This is a genomic window from Neisseria zoodegmatis (genome assembly GCF_900187305.1).
GTDB classification, from domain to species: Bacteria; Pseudomonadota; Gammaproteobacteria; order Burkholderiales; family Neisseriaceae; genus Neisseria; species Neisseria zoodegmatis.
Genome location: NZ_LT906434.1, coordinates 2,128,990 through 2,148,387, shown reverse-complemented (window position 1 = coordinate 2,148,387; position 19,398 = coordinate 2,128,990). Strand labels below are relative to the sequence as shown.

The window sequence follows — 19,398 nt, the reverse complement described above, 5'->3', positions numbered from 1 at the left end:
GCCTTCTTGTTTTTCAGACGGCCTGTGAATGGGGTTTTGTTGTATCGCTGTCGGCCTTGCGGCGGGGCGGGATACGCGCCGTGATGTAAACATCACCTCCTAACGGCGGCACGGACGGGTGTGCCGGAAAAATAACGAGCCGTGTCAAACGGCTGCGCAATAGTTAGCGGATTATCTTATTCTTTGACTGCGTTGTCAAGAAAATAAGGGGCGGCAGGATAGGCGTTGTTGCAAACGGGAATGGCATTTCGACAAGGCGGAAGATACTCGGGTCAGGCCCGAGTATGACGGGTGTTGTGTAGGATGTTTGGTTTGTTACAGCCATTCCCGCAATAAGGCGGTGTCGATGTTCCACGACCAGATGCCGTTGTTGCCGCTGCCGTCTAAGCCGCGCAGAAAGAGATAGCGCACAGCAACGGTGTGCAGGGGCTGCTGGCGTGAGGCGAAGTGACGGGCGGTGGCAATGGCGTAAATCAGGGCTTGCAGGTAATAGTGGTGGTGGGCGACGGCTTCGTTCATGGCTGCTTGGGTGTAATCTTCTGCGGTGTAGCCTAAATGGTTGGATTTATAGTCGATTACGGTAACGAGGCCGTCTGAATCGCGGCAGACCATATCGATGAAGCCGTTTAAAAAACCGTTAACGTCGTTGAAGTCGAGCAGTTTGGCGGCGGTGGCGCATTCGGCGGGCAGCCCGTGTTCTGTTTCGGCGAACCATTGCTGCAAACGGTTGAGTGTGAAGTCGTGCATAAACAGGGTAAAGCCCATTTCGGCAAGGCGTTGTGTGGCGGGAATGTCGGCCAGCGCGGTTTGGCCGTCGAGTGGGGAGAGGCGGGTGTGGTCGAGCATGGCGGTAACGGCGGGCAGCCAGCCGGCATCGAAACCGTAGTGTTCCAGCGTGGCGGCAACGGTTTCGCTTTGTGCGGCGGCGGGAGAGCCGAAATCGAAGGTTTCGAGTATTTCGTGCAGGCACACGCCTGCGCTTGCGCCGCGCGGGAAGGTGTGGATGCTGCGGGTATCGGTGTGTTCAGACGGCATGGCGGATAAAGGTGCGTCGGTTGCGGTTTCCGCTGTGTCGATGGCCGGTTGCAGTTCTTCGCGGGTATGTTCGTCGGTGTTGCGGGTGTGGCGGCTCAAGCCGGTAAAGCTGGTATGGCGTATGAACTCGAACGGGCGTGCAGAAACGCCGGCTGCTTGGTAGAGGCCGTCTGAAACGGGCGGCAATCGGTAAACCGCCTGTTCGGGCGGGGTGTCGGTAAAGCTGAAGTCGGTATCCGCAGGGGCATTGCCGATGAACCGCTGCCAGTTGTTTTTCAGCATGGTGGCGGCTTCTTTTTTTGCGGCGGTATAAGCGGCGGCGATGTCGGCGCGGCGGCTGTCGGCGGTGCCTTCGAGCAGATAGGCGAAGGTGTTGTCGGGCGTGTTGCTGCAATAGGCGGCATAGATAACTAAATGCTCTTCGGCGCGGGTGAGGGCAACATACAGCAGGCGCAGGTTTTCGCTCAGGTTTTCGTCGGCGAGCTGGTTGCGGTCGGCGTCGTCGAGCTGTTTTTCGTGCAGCAGTTCGGTGGTTTGGTGGGAACGGTGCAGAATCTGCCAGCCTTTGAGGTTGTTTTCTTTGGCATCCCACACAAACGGGCAATATACGAGCGGGTACTGCAAGCCTTTGGCGGCGTGCATGGTCACGATTTTGACGAGGTTTTCGTCGCTTTCGAGCCGCAGCAGATTGTTTTCGCCTTTGGGATGTTCGGCGTTTTGGGCCGTCTGAATCTGGTTTTTGAGCCATTCCCGGAGTGCGGCGGGGGAGCGGCTTTGTTCGTCTTCTTCGGCCAAGCGTTCGATCAGTTGATGGTAGTTGGTGAGACTGCGGGTGCTGCCGCGCGAGAGCAGGCGGGCTTCGATGCCGTGTTCGGCGGCAAAGTGCTGCATGGCGGCGTAGATGCCGTGTTGCTGCCATACTTCGGCGGCGGTTTGGGCGGAGTTGATCCACGAGAGCAGTGCGGTTTCGTTGCGGTTGAGTTCGTGGAGCATGGCGGCGGTGTAGCGGAACAATATGCCGCCGAGCACGAAGCGCAATGTTTCGGTGCGTTGTGGTTGCAGCCAGAAGCCGATCAGAGCGTCAACGGCCTCGGCTTCTTCTGAGGCAAACACCGATTCGCGTTGCAGCAGCACGCTTTGGATGTTGCGTTGTTTCAGGGCTTTGGCAATCATCTGCCCTTCGTTGTGGGTGCGCACGAGTACGGCAATCTGCCCCGATTGCAGCGGCACGGCGGGGCCGGCGGTGTTTTTCTGATAATTCAGACGGCCTGCCGCGGCATCGTTGAGAACGGCGGCTATTTCGTCGGCACAGTTATCCGCCGCACGGCTGCGCAGGGCATCTTTGTTGCCGCCGCCGTCGGTTTCGTGGTTGAGCCAGCGTATGGAAACGGCGGTTTTGGGCGGATTCAGACGGCTTTCGCTGCGGGCGGCGTTTACATCGGCATAGTCGATGCTGTCGAGCACGAAGGGGCGGTGTTTCTGTTTGAACAAGGCGCCGATGCCGTTGATCAGTTTGGCGTGGCTGCGGAAGTTGGTGGTCAGGGTGTAGCGGGCGTCGGCATCTTCGGCGGCCTGCATGTAGGCGTAGATGTCGGCTCCGCGAAAGCTGTAAATCGCCTGTTTGGGATCGCCGACCAAAAACAGCGGGTTGCCCTGACGGATAAACAGTTGTTTGAATATTTCGTATTGCAGGGGGTCGGTGTCTTGAAATTCGTCGATCAGGGCGGCTTTCCAAACGGCTGCAACGGTTTGTGCCAATTGTTCGCGGTGCGGGCTGCGGATAAGGGCATGGTAAACATCGAGCAGCAGGTCGTCGAAACTGCGTTCGCGGCGGGATTTTTTTTCGGCCTCCAACGCATTGCCGATGTATTGCAGCATGTCGAGTTGCAGCTGTATCAGGGTGTTTTGTTCGGCTTCGGCCAAACCGTTGAAGCATTCGCCCAGCCGTGCGAGTATGTTTAAGCGGGCAAAGGCGGCGGTGTCGGGCGCGGCGGTTTTTTTGGTGGCGGCTTCAAGAGCGTCGGCGGCAAAAAGGGGGAGTTTGTCGTGGTTGGAAGGCAGGGTGTTGCTTTCTGCTGCGGCTTCCAGTAAGGCAAAAACGCTTTGGAAGGTGTTTTTGCGGTATTTGTTGCCGTTTAAAACGGGGTGGATTGTCCAAAAGGTTTGCGCCAATTCGGGCAGTTGGGCGCGGATATTTTCCCAGCATTCCGCCAATGTCTTTTGTGCGGTTTCGATATTGCTTTCAGGCCGTCTGAAAGCCAGATAGGGGCGGCCGATAAAGCTTTTGATTTCGGAAAGCATGGTTTCGGGCGTGTGGCGGTGCTCGAACACGAGTTTGGCCAATAGCGGATTGTGCGACACGTTTTCGCGCCAGAAGTCTTGGGCGGGCACCAGCAGGCGTTCGCGCGTGTCTTCGGTTAGTTCTACGTCGAAAGGGGCTTGGCAGAAAAAGGCATAATCGCGCAGCAGGCGTTGGCAGAAGCCGTGAATGGTATAAATGGCGGCATTGTCGAAGCGGCTGATGGCTGCCTTCAGGCGAACGGTAAGGCGCTCTTGGCTTTCTTGCTGCAAGGCGGCTTCGAGCAGGTTGGGTAAAAATACGTCGCCTTCGTGGTGTTGCGCGCAATACGCGGCGAGGCCGTCTGAATGGTGTGCGGCATCCGGCACGTTTTCCAATACCGATAACACATCGTCCAACCGCGCCCGCAGGCGGGTTTTCAGTTCGGCGGTAGCGGCTTTGGTAAAGGTAACGACCAACACGCTTTCTACGGGCATTTTTTCCAGCACGATCAAACGGGTAAACAAAGCGGCAATGCCGTAGGTTTTGCCTGTGCCGGCAGAGGCTTCGATAAGGGACGTGCCCGAAATGGGAATGGTGAGCGGGTTAAACGGTTGTGCTGGCATGGCGTTGCAGGTGGTGTGAGGCCGTCTGAAAAATATCCGGCTAAGGGTAAACAGGGAGATGACGGTGCTTGGGCGGGCTGTCTGTATATCGGTTTCAGACGGCCTTTACTTACATATATATATACGATGGCGGTTATATATACGATGGCGGTGCAAGCATAGGCCGAAGTGTAAAGGGTTTGCAGTAAAACAGCCAGCACCGCCGTTGCCGCTGTGTATCTTTGGCGCGAATCGAGCCGGTTTTCATATTCTTGCTTGCCCTTTCGCTGTAAAAAGGCCACAATCCCGCTGATTGTTAACAATTTCCGTATTTAAATCACCGGTGTTAAGGAATCGGACAATGGATATCATCACCCGTTTACATAACCTGCCTGTGGGCAAGTTTCATTACAAGTTGTTGATATTGATCGGCTTGGGTTGGCTGTTTGATGCTATGGATACCGGCATGGTGTCGTTTGTGTTGGCTACGTTGGGTAAAGAATGGAATCTGACGCCGTCTGAATTGGGCTGGATTGTCAGCGTCGGCTTTATCGGCATGGCGTTGGGGGCGGTGTTGAGCGGAAGGATGGCCGACCGCATCGGACGCAAGAATGTGTTTGTGGCCACGATGGTGTTGTACAGCATTGCCACGGGTTTGTGTGCTTTCGCTTGGAATCTCGAAAGCCTGCTGTTTTTCCGCTTTTGGGTCGGTTTCGGTTTGGGCGGCCAGCTGCCGGTGGCGGTGTCACTGGTAAGCGAGTATGCGCCGCCGAAAGTGCGCGGGCGTTTTATCGTGCTGCTGGAAAGTTTTTGGGGGCTGGGTTGGTTGGCCGCCGCGCTGGTGTCATATTTTTTTATTCCGCAATACGGTTGGCAAAGCGCGTTTTTGATTGGCGCACTGCCGGTGTTTTACGCCTTTTTCGTGTGGAAGCATCTGCCCGAGTCGGTGCCTTATCTGATCAGCAAAGGGCGCGTTGGCGAAGCGCATAAAATCGTCGTCGGGCTGGAAAAGCAGGCAGGCATAGAGGCGGTTCAGACGGCCTCGGTAGCCGAGCGTGCGCCGCAGGAAAACCCGCGTTTCGCACAGCTGTGGCAACCGCCTTTTGCCAAGCGTACCTTGATGTTGTGGCTGATTTGGTTCGGCATCGTGTTTTCGTATTACGGCATTTTCACTTGGCTGCCGAAGCTGCTGGTGGAGCAGGGCTATACGGTGATGAAAACGTTCGAATATGTGCTGGTGATGATTTTGGCGCAGCTGCCGGGCTATTTTGCGGCGGCGGTGCTGGTGGAAAAAATCGGCCGCAAGGCCACGCTGGCCGGTTTTCTGTTTGCCTGTGCGGTGTGTGCCTATTTCTTCGGCCGCAGCGATTCGGCGGCGATGATTATGTTTTGGGGCTGCTGGATGTCGTTTTTCAACTTGGGCGCGTGGGGCGTGCTTTACACTTATACGCCGGAGCTTTATCCCGTGCGCTTCCGCGCCTTCGGTTCGGGCTGGGCCGGTGCCGTCGGCCGTATCGGCGGTATTGTCGCGCCGATGGCGGTGGCGGCCATGATCGGCGGCGACGGCGGTTTCGGGCGGATTTTCGTGATGTTTACGGCGGTGCTGATGGCGGTGGTTGCCGTGATTGTGGTGCTGGGCGAGGAAACCAAGGGGCGCAGTTTGGAAGACATCAGTAAGTAAGCCGCGGAATGTCAGTTGAGGCCGTCTGAAAATGTTTTGGATAAATATTTTCAGACGGCCTCAATCATTATGCGGTTCAAACAGAATCAATGTTGATGCGTTTGACTGCCTTTCACATGAATAATCCACACTTCCGACTGCGAACCCAAACGCAGCGGCACGCCCCAAAAGCCGTATCCCGATGTAACGAAAAAGTGGCCGTTGCCGATGTGTTCGTAGCCGTAATGCAGGCGGTTGAGAAAGCGGACGATTAAATTGGCCGGCGCCACTTGGCCGTTGTGCACATGGCCGGACACCTGAACGTCTATCGGCAGTTTGCTGTGAGCTTCGATATCGGTAGGGCGGTGGTCCATCAACAGCACGGGTAAGGCGGTGTTTTGACCGCGCAGCAAGGTTTCCGTGGCGGGGCGGGTTTTGTCCAAATCATCGTTGCGGCCTACTACCAGCAAGCGGCCGTCCACCACCGTGCTTTCATTGGCGAGCACTTTAATGCCCGCTTTGGTCAGCTCTTCGTAAATATCGCGTTCGTGGCCGAACAAATCGTGGTTGCCCAAAGTGGCATACACACCCAGCGGCGCACGCAGTTTTTCAAGATGCGGCTGCATGTTTTCGGCGCGGTAGGCGTTTACGTTGTCGTCCATCAAATCGCCGGGCAGCAGGATAATATCGACTTTTTCGCGGTTCATGATGTCGGCGAGCTTATCCAGCTGGCGCGCGCCGAACAGCACGCCCAAATGGGTATCGCTGGCCATGCCGATACGCAGCGGTTTCTCCAGCGGCTTATTGATGGTGATGTCGGCATGATGCACCACCGGCGTGTAGGCGTTGTACACCGCCATTCCCAACAGCCCGACCACAAACAAAGGCGCAAACAGCCTCAAGCTGCGCGACATCGGTTTTTGCGCCATGAAGCGGCACAGCAGCAGATACAGCACAAAGGTAGCCAGCGCCGCATACATCACAAACAGCAGCAACACCATCCAAAACGCCATCCAGCGGAACACCGCATGCCCAAGCTGCAACAACAGCCCCGCAATCAGCGCATTGGTAATGAAAAACGCCGCGCCCATCAACCAGCGTCTGCCCCGTGCGGCAATATAGGGGGCGAACAGCCATTGCAGCGACCGGCCCAAGCCGAAGGTAAACACCTGCAGCAGCAACAGTACCAATATAAACAAAACAATACGCATAATGCTTCCCGTAAAAAACAGATGCAGATTCTACCACAGCGCGATTACCCGCCTGTGCCCCTGTGTTTGCAGGCGCGGCAAAGCAGTAATGCAGTTTGTTTGGGTTCCGTCCCGCCGATTCTTTTCAGACGGCCTTAAAATACTATCCGGCATGGGCTATAATTAAAACCTGTCAAACACAAATCCATCCGCATCATCCGAAGGAAAAACATGAACCCGCAAACCGCCATTATTCCCGCAGGCAGTAAAGCCGCCGTATTTATCGAAGCCGATATCACAGGCAGCCGCGAGCAGATTCAGCTCGCCGCCCGCAAAAGCCTTGAAGCCCTCGACCAATTGCAGCAAAAATTTCCCGACGCACTGCTCGGCCTAACCATCGCCTTCGGCAGCGCATTCTGGCAAAGCCTGAACCACAACGGCGAAGGCAGCGAAATCAAACCGTTTACCCCGCTGGGCAACGGCTTGGCTCCCGCCACGCAACACGACATCATGTTCCACATCCAATCGTTGCGCCCCGATGTTAACTTTTCGCTGGCTATGGCCTTATTGGAAGCATTCGGCGACAGCATCGACGTAAAAGACGAAACCCACGGCTTCCGCTGGATCGAAGAGCGCGGGTTGGACGGTTTTGTAGACGGCACCGAAAACCCCACTGGCGACAACATCCGCATCGTTGGCACCGTGCCAGAAGGCAAGCCCGATGCGGGCGGCAGTTATGTGTTGCTGCAAAAATACCGCCACGATCTCAAAAAATGGAACAAAGTGCCGCTGGCCGAGCAAGAAGCCGCCGTCGGCCGCACCAAAGAAACCAACGAAGAATTCAGCAAAGATGTACGCCTGCCCGATTCCCACTTAGGCCGCGTCAATCTCAAAGAAAACGGAGTGAGCCTCGAAATTGTCCGCCGCAGCCTGCCCTACGGCACCGCTTCGGGCGAACACGGCTTGGTGTTTATCGCCTACTGCGGCACGCTGCACAATATCGAAGCGCAACTCTTGAGCATGTTCGGTCATACCGACGGCAAAACCGACCTGCTGCTGAAACACCTTACCACCGCCGTAACCGGCGCTTATTACTACGCCCCATCGGTGGAACGCTTGCAGAATCTGTAATCCGAACCGGGCAAGATGCAGATAAGGCCGTCTGAAAATCTATTTTCAGACGGCCTTATCTGCATTGATGGAACGCCAACTCAAAAATAAACAGAGGCGGATGCTTTATCCGCCCCTGTTGGGATAAAAATAAGATTGAACCAACAGCCGGGCTGTTACGATTCCTGCCAGCCGCCCAAATAGCCGACCAATTCTTCCAGCATGTTGCTCAACGCTTCGGTCATCAGAATTTGCGAAGCAAACGTCAGGCTGGCGGCATCATCGCCGTGTCCTTCGGCTTCTTCTTGCAGCACGTCCAAATATTGGATGCGTTTGAGCGTGAAGTCTTGGGTCAGAATAAACGCAATCTGTTCGCGCCATACAAGGCCGAGTTGGGTAACGGTTTTGCCGTTTTTCACATGCTGGATCACTTCATTGGCGGTTAAATCCTGCTTGGATACTTTAACCACCGGCGCCACGTCTCCCGTGCCTTTCAGCTCGCAATCGCTGTCCAACTCGAAACCGCCTTCGGCCGCGCCGCGCAAGAGCCATTCGGTCATCAGGCTGCCGGGCGATTGTTTGGTGTTGGGCAGGCGGACTTCAAGCCCGCCCAAGGCTTCGCGCAGCTTGGTCAGCATGCCTTCGGCTTTGGTGGCGGAAGCGTTATTAATTAAAAGATAGCCGTGCTTGGTGTCGAAAATAGCTTGTGTGCGGCTGCTGCGGGTAAACGCACGCGGGAGTAGGTCGTCGGTAATCTGTTCTTTTAATTCTTGTTTTTCTTTGCGGCCGACATTGCGCGCTTCTGCGTTCTGTATTTCGATCACGCGTTCGTCCAAAATATCGCGGATAACGCCGGCGGGTAAAACTTTTTCTTCTTTCTTCAAGGCTACGCGCCAAGTGTAATCGGCCGGGAAAACCGTTTCAGGCGAGAAAGAAACGGGCGCGGCAAATCCTTCGCTAAACCAGTCCAAACCCATGCACGGCGTAAATTCCGCTTGGGTCAGCTTTTCGGCCAATGTTTCGAGATCGGGTAGCTTGTCTTTATTGAGGGGGTAGAAGCTGATTTGTTTGAACCACATAGCATTTCTTTCATGTTAAACCGCGGCATTATACCGTAGCGGGAGGCCGTCTGAAAGGCGTTATGCAATTGTTTTATTGACAAGCGTTTTGTGTATCTGTATAGTGCGCGTTTCGGTTGTTTACGCGCCCATCGTCTAGAGGCCTAGGACACTGCCCTTTCACGGCGGCAACCGGGGTTCGAATCCCCGTGGGCGTGCCAGTTTTCAGAAAAATCCGCTTGAGTTTTCAGGCGGATTTTTCTTTTTGTATGTCTGTTCATATCAGCTTGGGTAGGTTATGGAGGCCGTCTGAAAAGTGTTGTCGGAGAAAGGTTGTTTAGGAAGAAAAACTGTTTGTAGTTATTGGTATATCGTGCAGTTTTTATCTGTCGGGCTTTTATCTTCTGAATCTTTGCTCGGGAAGAAATCGCCTTCCTCGCCACAACTGTTGGTGCTGGATTCACATATTGTAGTAATCAGAGATTCGTTGATTTTTAATACGCGCGGTTCGTAGTTTTTGTTGATGGCTACGGCTTTGAGCGTGAACTTATCGTTCAATGCCCCGCGCGCATTGCCTTGTGGGCGGATGCAGAAGTGGCGGGTAGAGGTTTCGGGCAATTGAGGCCAGGTTGTGGAGGTTTGTTTGAACGAACGGTTTTGCTGGTAAAACTGCTCCATGATATGCGCGTTTTTGAGCAGAAGCGTATGCGCCTCGCGCAGGCGTGAATCTTTGATGTATTGCTGGTAAGGGGGAATAGCGATAGCGGCTAAAATCGCAAGAATGGCTATGATAAAAAGCAGCTCGATGAGTGTGAAGCCGTGTTGTTTGTTCAAAATAGTCCCCTTAATACAGATAAAAATAATAACAAGGGTTATTTTGTAAAGATTTGTTTATTGTGTAAAGTAAATTTTACGCTTTCATCAAGCCGTGTATTTATTTGTACACATAGCAGTTTACATCGGGGGAAGATGTGGTTGCGGCTGTTCTGCCTTCGCAAACGGTAATGATGCCGCTGCCGTTGAGCTGCATGTGGCGTTTTTCGTTGGGATTGTTTTCGTTGGGTTCGGCGATTAATGTGAAGTCATCGCCGCTTGCCGCTTTGTAACGGATGTCGAAATATTGGTTGGATTCCAGTGAGTTGGAGGCTACGGAAGCGGGAAAATGGTGTTGCTGTGCGTATTGGCGTTCCAACGATTGAGCGCTCACAAGTAAGTCGGCGCGCACATTTTCCAAGCGGGTCTGCCGGACGTAGGTTTCGTAAGAGGGATAGGCGATGGTGGCGAGTATGGCTAATGTCAGTACCACAATCATTAATTCAATTAGGGTAAAACCTTGTTGTCTGTTTTTGGTCATTTTGGCAAGTCAAGAAAGTAATCAGTTAGACGTAAATGTGTAATATAAACATGATTAAATTATTGTTGTTTATCCGAAAATTATAAATGAATATGGATTGAGCGGTTTTGATAATTGATATGTGGTAGTCTAAAGATGCTAAGCGGACTAACAGTATGTAAAAAAACAGTAATCACAAAGATGTTTTGCGGTGTGAAATCATCAATTTTGAGCGTGGTAACGGGTGGCAAATAATCTTTTTGGCATTTCAAATGATGGCTTGATGCGGGCGTTTGGGATTGTTTTGTTGGGCTTGAGGCAAGCCGATAAACGTGTAACACGGCACGTTAAATTTTCAGACGGCCTCAAGCTGTTCTTTTAAGGTTTTGTTTCCATATTCATAAATACCTTAAAGCATTGATGGTTTATGTTTGCACACGCAAAAAAGCGTGGTTGGAGGCTCAGGCTTTTTTCAGTACACTTAAGTCCGTTTCTATTTCTTTGCCCGCAGTTGGGGCGTCATTTTATTTATCTGAACGGGTAAAACTACTTCAAAATCGAGGCATTATGACTAAAAAGCTTAAATGGATTGCGGCCTTGGCGGTTGTTGCGGTATTGGCTCTGCTGGCTTGGTCTTATTGGAAGCCCGAAGAAAAAATCAATTATCTGACCCAGCCGGTGGCGAAGATGGATATCGACCAAACGGTAAGCGCCACGGGTGAGATTTCTGCCGCGCAGCTGGTTACGGTGGGTTCGCAGGCGTCGGGGCAGATTAAAAAGCTCTACGTTAAAATCGGCCAGCAGGTAAAAAAAGGGGAATTGATTGCGGAAATCGATGCGACGTCGCAAATCAATACCCTGAATATCAACAAGGCCAAACTGGAGACTTTCCGCGCTCAATTGGTGTCGGCGGAGATCAAACAAAAAACGGCGAGAAAAAAATATAAGCGCGAGCAGGCTTTGTGGGCGGAGAATGCAACTTCTAAAGCCGAGCTGGAAGATGCCGAAGACGCGCTTTCCGCGGCCGGGGCGTCGGTTGCGGAATTGAAATCGCAAATCAAGCAAACCCAGATTGCGATTAATACGGCGGAAGCGGATTTGGGGTATACGCGCATCGTGGCGACGATGGACGGAACGGTGGTGTCGATTCCGGTAGAAGAAGGCCAAACCGTCAATGCCAACCAAAGCACGCCGACGATTGTGCAGCTGGCCGACTTAAGCAAAATGCTGAACAAAATGCAGATTGCCGAGGGCGACGCGGGCAAAGTCAAAGCAGGGCAGAACCTCACGTTTACCATCTTGTCGCAACCTGAAAACGTGCGCGATGCCGTTATCGACACGGTTGACCCCGGTTTGACCAAAATGTCGCAAGGCTCGTACACCACCAGCACCGACACCACGGATACGGCGATTTATTACTATGCCCGTGCTTTGGTGCCGAACGAAGACGGTTCGCTGCATATCGGCATGACGACTGAAAACACGATTGTGATTAACCGTGCGCAACAAGTGTTGGCCGTGCCCAATTTGGCGGTGAAAATCAAAGAAGGCAAAAAAGTGGTGCGCGTGTTGGGCGATAAAGACCAAGTAGAAGAGCGGGCGGTCAAAACCGGTTTGAGCGACGGCACCAACACGCAAGTGACGGAAGGCGTGAAGGAAGGCGAAAAAGTGATTATTTCCGAATCCGGCGCGGCAGACGCTAAGAAGAATAACCGTGGAGGCCCGATGGGGCCGATGTAAGCGGAGCGGAGCATGAGTTTAATCGAATGCAGGGGCATCAACCGTTACTTCGGCAGCGGTAACAACCGCGTGCACGTTTTAAAAGACATCAACCTCAGTATAGAAAAAGGCGATTTCGTTGCCATCATCGGCCAATCCGGCTCAGGAAAATCAACGCTGATGAATATTTTGGGATGCTTGGATACGGCCAGTTCCGGTTCTTACACCATCGACGGCGTGGAAACCGCGCAGATGACGGCAGACGAACTGGCGGGGCTGCGCCGCAAGCGTTTCGGCTTTATTTTCCAACGCTATAACCTGCTCAGTGCGCTCAATGCGCGGGACAATGTGGCTTTGCCGTCGGTGTATGCCGGCATGGAAAAAAACGAGCGCAACCGGCGCGCCGAAAAGTTGCTGCATGATTTGGGTTTGGAAGGAAAGGAAAACAACAAGCCCAGCGAGCTTTCGGGAGGGCAGCAGCAGCGCGTGAGTATCGCCCGCGCTTTGATGAACGGCGGCGAAATTATTTTGGCCGACGAGCCTACAGGCGCATTGGATACCGAATCGGGCGAAAACGTGATGGAAATCATCCATTCCTTGCACGCTCAAGGGCATACGGTAATTTTGGTGACGCACGATCCCGGTATCGCCGCCAATGCCAACCGTGTGATCGAACTGCGCGACGGCAAAGTGATTTCCGATACCAGTAAAAATACCGAGGTCAATGCCGGCAATGTAAGCAGCATTGAGGAAAATACTTCGTGGCTGTTTTTCAAAGACCAACTTATCGAATCGTTCCGCATGTCGGTGCAGGCGATTTTGTCGCATAAGATGCGCTCGCTGCTGACCATGCTCGGCATCATTATCGGCATTGCTTCTGTGGTTTCCGTGGTAGCGTTGGGCAAAGGTTCGCAGGAAAAAATTCTGAAAGAGATCAGCGCTATCGGCACCAACACCATCAGCATCCGGCCGGGTAAGGGCTTTGGCGACCGGCAGTCTTCGCGGATCCGAACGCTCACGATTGCCGATGCGGAAGCGATTGCCAAACAAAGCTATGTGGACAGCGTAACGCCCATGGTGTCTGCGGGCGGCACGGTTACTTTCCGCAATATCGACGTGAGCGCCCAGCTTTTCGGCGCGGGCGAGCAGTATTTCGACGTGCGCGGCATCAAATTGGCGCAAGGGCGTTTTTATGATGCCGATGATGTGAAATACAACAACCAAGTGGCGGTGATTGACGACAACACCCGCAACAAACTGTTTTCAGACGGCATCGACCCCATCGGCAAAGTGATTTTGTTTAAAAAACGCCCGTTGAGAATCATCGGCGTTACCGAAAAAGACACCAGCCCTTTCGGCAGCACCGACAACCTGCAAATATGGGCGCCGTACACCACGGTGATCAACCAAATCAGCGGCCAGCGTTATATCAACTCGATTACCGTTAAAGTGAAAGACAATGTCAATTCCCAAGCCGCCGAAAAAGGTTTGGACGAACTGCTGCTTTCGCGCCACGGCGTTCAAGATTATTTCATGCAAAACAGCGACAGCATCAAGCAAACAGTGGAAAGCACCACCGGCACCATGACGCTGCTGATTTCCTGTATCGCTTTGATTTCGTTGGTGGTGGGTGGTATCGGCGTGATGAACATCATGCTGGTGTCGGTAACCGAGCGCACCAAAGAAATCGGCGTGCGCATGGCGATCGGCGCGCGGCAGTCGAATATCTTGCAGCAGTTTCTGATTGAAGCCGTGCTGATTTGCTTGATCGGCGGCCTGACCGGCGTATTGTTTTCCGTGGGCATCAGTTTGGTGTTCAACCACTTCGTGAAAGACTTTGCCATGACGTTTTCCACACTTTCCATCGTGGCAGCCGTTACCTGTTCCACCATCATCGGCGTCGTGTTCGGCTTTATGCCGGCGAAAAGGGCATCGAAACTCAACCCGATTGATGCGCTGGCACACGATTAACGTTTTCAGACGGCCTGATACTCAACGCGCAGGCTGAGGCCGTCTGAAACCATAAGGACAACATTCATGAAACCGACCCGATTATTTCAGACGGCCTTAAGCCTGAGCATCGCTTTGGCGCTCGGCGGCTGCGCTATCAACCATACCGCCCGCCCCGATTTAACGCTTGAGGCCGGCGGCGTGATTGTGCCCGCAGCAGAAGCCGCCCGCCGTTATCACATCACCGAAAACTGGTGGCGCATCTATGCCGACAACCGCCTTGATGCCTTGGTTGAGCAAGCCTTGTCCAACAATATCGACTTGAAAAAAGCCGCCATTAATGTCAACAAAGCCTTGTATCAAGCCAATATTCTCGGAGCGGGTTTGGTGCCTGCATTCAACGCCTCGGTAGGTGCGTCGGCCAACAAAAACCTCAAAGACGGCGGCAGCACCCGTTCGTTCAGCAGCCAGCTCGGATTGAGTTACGAAATCGACTTATGGCAGCGGCTGAACGCCAAAGCCGATGCCCAAGTGTGGGAATATCAAGCCACGCAGCAAGATTTGGCCGCCACCCGCCTGACCTTGATTAATAATGTGGTCGATGCCTATTTCAACATCGCCTATTTGAACGAAGCCATCGCGGTAACCGAAAAAACCGTCAAACAATACCAAGACATCGCCCGCATCGCCGCCGCCAAATATAAACACGGTAAAGCCGATGCCGCCAAACCGCGCCGCGCAGAGCAATCCTTGCTGTCCGCGCAAAACAGCCTGATCCAGCTCCGCAACAACCGCGCGGCTGCCGAAGAAACCCTGCGCAATCTGCTCAACCTCAAGCCCGGAGAAACTACCGCAGCCGCCCCTGACGATTTCCGCCTGCACACCGCACGCGGTATCGATTTAAACGTGCCGGTGTCTGCACTGGCGAACCGCCCCGATTTGCGCGCAGCCGAATACCGTCTGCAATCCGCCGTGAAGAATGTCGATGCGCAAAAACGGAGCTGGTATCCCGCCATCACCGTCGGCGCTACCGTCAGCACCTCTTCAGACAAAGCGCGCACCTTGTTTGACGTGCCGTTTTTGGGCGGTTCGGTCAAACTCAACCTGCCGTTTTTAGATTGGAACACCTTGAAATGGCAAGATAAAACCGCCGAAGCCAATTTTGAGCAAGCACGCCTTCATTTTGAGCAAACGCTTACCGCCGCCTTAAACGAAGTGTTGGGCAATTATCAGAAATACGGTCATGCCGCGCAGGCTTTAGACAACGCCCGCAAACAATATGCGCTCGACCAAAAAAACAGCCGCTACTACCAAGTGCGCTATCAATACGGCAAAAACGAATTGAAAGACTGGTTGGAAGCCTTGAATACCGAATACAGCTCGGCACAAAATATGCTCAACCGGCGTTATGAAACCTTGAAATACGAAAGCATGGTTTACAAAGCGATGGCGGGGCGCTACACCGCTAAAGCTGTGCAATAAAGGTTTCTTATCGCGTTGGAAGAGTGATGAGGCCGTCTGAAAAACATGTTCTCTGTTTTCAGACGGCCTCATCTATATATAAGCAAACCATCATTACAGTTTGTTTTTGCCTGCCACATTATCGCGTTTGTAATCCCATGTAGGTTTTTCACCGACTATCGCCATAGCTCGCAAGATAACCATTTTTATCCGAAATCAACGCCGCCCGCGCAGGGTTTGTGTCGGCCAACATGTTTACAGGGAAGGAAAACGCTAAATATTAGGTCAAAATTGGCATTTAAATTGGTATAAAAATATCAATGCCGGATTTTCATGCGCCTAAATGCGATGATTTTTTAAAAAAATTAAAATATTATTACAAAAATTCAAGCCTACTGACTGAGAGGAATACAGTATGAATCAGAAAACCACTTCACAATATGTATTAAGCACCATCGCAGCCGTGTTACTGGCTGCATGTTCCCCCGCAGAGCAAAAAAGCAATACCGCAGCCTCTTCCCCCGCAGCCGAGCCGGCTGCCAATAAAAAAATCGCCATTACCGCCATTGTCGAACATCCCGCTTTGGATGCCGTACGCAAAGGCGTGATCGACGAACTGAAAGCCAAAGGCTATGAAGAGGGTAAAAACCTGACCATCGATTTCCAAAGCGCGCAAGGTAGCACCGCCAACGCAGCACAAATTGCCAAAAAATTTGTCGGCGATAATCCCGATGTGGTGGTAGCCATTGCCACACCCAGCGCGCAATCTATGGTGGCGGCCACCAAAACCATTCCTGTGGTTTATGCCGCAGTAACCGATCCGGTTGCGGCTAAGCTGGTTCCGGGTTTTGATGCGTCGAATACCAACGTAACCGGTATTTCCGACGAGCTGCCGTTGGAGCCGCAAATTGATCTGATGAAGAAAATCGTGCCTACCGTAAAAAATGTCGGTTATGTGTACAGCCCCGGTGAAGTGAACTCTACCACCGTGCTGGAACAATTGAAGGCCAAACTTGAGCCGCAAGGTATCAATTTGATAACGGCTCCCGCCCAGCGTTCTTCCGATGTGCTCACGGCCGCCCGCAGCCTGAACGGAAAAGTTGATCTGATTTACACTTCTTTAGACAACAATGTGGTGTCTTCTTACGAATCTATGAACAAAGCGGCGGTAGAAATGAAAAAACCGCTGATCGCTTCCGACACCGATTCGGTTGCCCGCGGAGCAGTAGCGGCTTTGGGCGTGAACTACTACGATTTGGGTAAAAAAGCAGGCGATGTAACAGCCCAAATTTTGGCAGGCAAAAAAGCCGGAGAGATTCCTTCCGCCCGCATGGAAACGCTGGATTTGTATTTGAGTAAGAAAAATGCAGCCGCACAAGGCGTAACCTTGTCGGAAGAATTGCTCAAGCAAGCGAAGCAGGTTTCTGAATAACTAGTTGATTATTAATAAATCATGCCAGCCAGCCGATTCGGTTGGCTGACTATTTTTCAGACGGCCTCATTGATGCTTCGGCAGTTAATCGGCAGTTAAACGGTTTATCCAAGCCGGTGAGGTAACGTGTTTCAGCGGATAAACTTTCCATAACCGCTCAGGCCGTCTGAAAACGGGCTTTGCGGGTTTCGCAAACACATTTGTTTGTCAGTTTTAAATATTGTTTAGGAAGTTTCCCATAAGATGAGCTTGATCGCTTTTTTCGGCGGTATCGAAGCCGGCCTGATTTACGCTTTGGTGGCGTTGGGCGTGCTGATTTCGTTCCGCATTCTTGATTTTCCCGATTTGACTGCCGACGGCAGCTTTCCCTTGGGCGCAGTGGTATTTGCCGTTTGCGTCGGCTCGGGCATGAACCCGTGGCTGGCGTGTTTGGCCGGTGCTGCCGCCGGTGCGTGTGCCGGTATGGTTACGGCGTGGTTGAACGTCTCGCTGAAAATACTGCCGCTGCTGGCCAGTATTTTGGTGATGGTGGCTTTGTATTCGGTGAACCTGCGTATTACAGGCGGAACGCCGAATCTTCCGCTGATTGGCGCGCCCAGCGTGTTTTCCCCGTTTGTGGCTGAAGATTACAGTAACCAATTTTGGGTGCAGCCGCTGATTATTTTAGGCTTCGTCGTGCTGGCCAAATTGCTGCTGGATTGGTTTTTCAACACCAAAACTGGCTTGGCGATGCGCGCCACCGGCGTTAACGCCCGCATGGCCAAAGCGCAAGGCGTGGCTACTTCTAAAATGATTGTGTTGGGCATGGCGATTTCCAACGCCTTGATTGCCTTGGGCGGCGCACTCTTTGCCCAAACCACCGGTAGTGCCGACTTAGCAAGCGGTATCGGCACGATTGTGATCGGCTTGGCAGCGGTGATCATCGGCGAGAATTTGTTGGGCAGCAAACGCATTATCTTCATTACCTTAGCTGCCATTTTGGGCGCATTGGTTTACCGTTTGCTGATTGCGTTTGCGCTCGGCAACCAATTTCTGCAAGGCTTGGGTGTGCGCCCGACCGACCTGAACCTGATTACTGCCATCCTCGTTGTGCTTGCCCTGCGTTTGCCGATGATGAAACGCGCTTTTAAAAGGAAACAGACATCATGATGCGCGCCGACAATTTAAAAATTACCTTCAACGCCGGCACACCGATTGAAAACCCCGCCATGCGCGGTATGAGCCTGCATATTCAAGACGGCGAATTTGTAACCGTGATCGGCAGTAACGGCGCGGGCAAATCCACTTTCCTCAACGCCATCAGCGGCGATTTGATGGTGGACAGCGGCAGCATCCACATCGACGGCCAAGACGTGACCCGCCTTCCCGCCCACAAACGCGCCCATCTGGTCGCCCGCGTTTTCCAAGACCCGCTGGCCGGCACTTGCGAAGCCCTCAGCATCGAAGAAAACATGGCGCTGGCCTATTCGCGCGGCGGCAAGCGCGGTTTGGGTTTTGCACTGAATAAAGAAAACCGCGAGCTGTTCCGCGAAAAACTGGCGATTTTAAAACTCGGCCTCGAAAACCGCCTCACCGACCGCATCGGCCTGCTTTCCGGCGGCCAACGCCAAGCCGTGAGCCTGCTGATGGCCAGTTTGCAGCCGAGCAAAATCCTGCTGCTCGACGAACACACCGCCGCCCTCGACCCCAAAACCGCCGCGTTTGTGCTGGAGCTGACCGACAAAATCATCGAAGAAAACAAACTCACTGCGATGATGGTAACCCACTCCATGCGCCAAGCCCTCGACCACGGCAGCCGCACGGTCATGCTGCATCAAGGCAAAGTAGTGTTGGACGTATCCGGCGAACAACGTAAAGGCATGGACGTGCCCGATTTGCTGGATTTATTCGAACAAACCCGCGGAGAAAAAGTATCGGACGATGCTTTGCTGTTGGATTAAATAGAAGCAGTAAATGTGTGTGAGGCCGTCTGAAAAGTTTTTCAGACGGCCTTCACTTATATTTCGCTTTATTCAGTAATGCTTGTGAAAAAAGAGATTCAACAATGTCTGCTTGAAAAAGGTTGGGTGTGTTTAGCGATGTTTACGGAGCATCATCTACCTCTACGCCCAAGTTGTCGCTTAACCATTTGCCGTCGATTTTAATGGCTTTCCAGCGTACGATGAGCGGTTGGCCGTTAACGGAGGTAGTTGTGGTGTGTATAACAGCTTGATTTTTATTATTACCGTATTCAATACGCTGAACAGTAAAATTTTTCTTCCAGCGGTCGTTAGGGTTTTCCCATCCGAGTGCCAGATATTCTGCCATTGAGGTGCGGCATTCTTCCAAACTTTGTGCCGAAGTGCAGTATTCGGGAGAAATGTAGGCAGCATCGGCAAAACTTTTGGCGTTTCCCGTGGCTCGGGCGTTGTGGAATACGGTAGCAAGCTGTTTAAGTGCTTCATCATCCGCAGGTGCTGCATGAACGTTTAAAGGAATGAATACAGCAGAGAGTAACAGGGTATATAAGGCGCTTTTCATGGTTGATCTTTCTGTATTAAAAGATAAAACGATGTGAGGGTTCGGTC

Annotated in this window: 14 protein-coding genes and 1 tRNA gene; 9 read left to right on the top strand and 6 right to left on the bottom strand. The window is 52.7% G+C overall.

Annotated elements, in window-relative coordinates:
- Positions 1-315: 315 nt before the first annotated feature.
- Positions 316-3,939, bottom strand: a complete 3,624-nt coding sequence (gene recB, locus CKV66_RS10095; RefSeq protein WP_085362843.1) for an exodeoxyribonuclease V subunit beta — start codon at positions 3,937-3,939, stop codon at positions 316-318.
- A 340-nt stretch (positions 3,940-4,279) separates the two neighbouring features.
- Here recB and CKV66_RS10090 point away from each other — a divergent pair, with 340 nt between their 5' ends.
- Complete coding sequence (locus CKV66_RS10090; RefSeq protein WP_085362844.1) at positions 4,280-5,599, top strand: MFS transporter; 1,320 nt, start codon at positions 4,280-4,282, stop codon at positions 5,597-5,599.
- An 86-nt stretch (positions 5,600-5,685) separates the two neighbouring features.
- On the opposite strand, the gene CKV66_RS10085 is transcribed toward CKV66_RS10090, so the two are convergent.
- Positions 5,686-6,789, bottom strand: coding sequence for a metallophosphoesterase (locus CKV66_RS10085; protein ID WP_085362845.1), 1,104 nt, complete (start codon positions 6,787-6,789; stop codon positions 5,686-5,688).
- A gap of 210 nt (positions 6,790-6,999) precedes the next feature.
- Here CKV66_RS10085 and CKV66_RS10080 point away from each other — a divergent pair, with 210 nt between their 5' ends.
- Complete coding sequence (locus CKV66_RS10080) at positions 7,000-7,899, top strand: Dyp-type peroxidase (RefSeq protein ID WP_085362846.1); 900 nt, start codon at positions 7,000-7,002, stop codon at positions 7,897-7,899.
- Positions 7,900-8,054: 155 nt separating this feature from the next.
- Here CKV66_RS10080 and CKV66_RS10075 read toward each other — a convergent pair whose 3' ends face one another.
- Positions 8,055-8,957, bottom strand: coding sequence for a recombination-associated protein RdgC (locus CKV66_RS10075; protein WP_085362847.1), 903 nt, complete (start codon positions 8,955-8,957; stop codon positions 8,055-8,057).
- A 124-nt stretch (positions 8,958-9,081) separates the two neighbouring features.
- Here CKV66_RS10075 and CKV66_RS10070 point away from each other — a divergent pair.
- Positions 9,082-9,157 (top strand) — tRNA-Glu (locus tag CKV66_RS10070).
- A gap of 139 nt (positions 9,158-9,296) precedes the next feature.
- On the opposite strand, the gene CKV66_RS10065 is transcribed toward CKV66_RS10070, so the two are convergent.
- Positions 9,297-9,770: a type IV pilin protein gene (locus CKV66_RS10065; protein WP_085362848.1), complete on the bottom strand. Its 474-nt coding sequence runs from the start codon at positions 9,768-9,770 to the stop codon at positions 9,297-9,299.
- Between the two features lie 100 nt (positions 9,771-9,870).
- Positions 9,871-10,290, bottom strand: coding sequence for a type IV pilin protein (locus tag CKV66_RS10060; RefSeq protein ID WP_085362849.1), 420 nt, complete (start codon positions 10,288-10,290; stop codon positions 9,871-9,873).
- Positions 10,291-10,836: 546 nt separating this feature from the next.
- Here CKV66_RS10060 and CKV66_RS10055 point away from each other — a divergent pair.
- The 6 genes from CKV66_RS10055 to CKV66_RS10030 all read left to right on the top strand — a co-directional run bounded on the left by CKV66_RS10055 (position 10,837) and on the right by CKV66_RS10030 (position 18,771).
- Positions 10,837-12,009, top strand: coding sequence for an efflux RND transporter periplasmic adaptor subunit (locus tag CKV66_RS10055; protein WP_085362850.1), 1,173 nt, complete (start codon positions 10,837-10,839; stop codon positions 12,007-12,009).
- A 12-nt stretch (positions 12,010-12,021) separates the two neighbouring features.
- Positions 12,022-13,959 (top strand): MacB family efflux pump subunit, encoded by a 1,938-nt coding sequence (locus CKV66_RS10050; protein ID WP_085362851.1) that lies wholly within the window; start codon positions 12,022-12,024, stop codon positions 13,957-13,959.
- Between the two features lie 66 nt (positions 13,960-14,025).
- Positions 14,026-15,420, top strand: coding sequence for a TolC family protein (locus CKV66_RS10045; RefSeq protein ID WP_085362852.1), 1,395 nt, complete (start codon positions 14,026-14,028; stop codon positions 15,418-15,420).
- A 394-nt stretch (positions 15,421-15,814) separates the two neighbouring features.
- Positions 15,815-16,831, top strand: a complete 1,017-nt coding sequence (locus CKV66_RS10040; protein ID WP_085362853.1) for an ABC transporter substrate-binding protein — start codon at positions 15,815-15,817, stop codon at positions 16,829-16,831.
- Between the two features lie 243 nt (positions 16,832-17,074).
- Positions 17,075-17,980 (top strand): ABC transporter permease, encoded by a 906-nt coding sequence (locus CKV66_RS10035; protein ID WP_004283928.1) that lies wholly within the window; start codon positions 17,075-17,077, stop codon positions 17,978-17,980.
- Positions 17,977-18,771: an ABC transporter ATP-binding protein gene (locus CKV66_RS10030; RefSeq protein WP_085362854.1), complete on the top strand. Its 795-nt coding sequence runs from the start codon at positions 17,977-17,979 to the stop codon at positions 18,769-18,771. Before CKV66_RS10035 ends, CKV66_RS10030 begins: the two co-directional genes overlap by 4 nt.
- A gap of 142 nt (positions 18,772-18,913) precedes the next feature.
- On the opposite strand, the gene CKV66_RS10025 is transcribed toward CKV66_RS10030, so the two are convergent.
- Positions 18,914-19,351: a hypothetical protein gene (locus CKV66_RS10025; RefSeq protein ID WP_085362855.1), complete on the bottom strand. Its 438-nt coding sequence runs from the start codon at positions 19,349-19,351 to the stop codon at positions 18,914-18,916.
- Between the last annotated feature and the right edge of the window lie 47 nt (positions 19,352-19,398).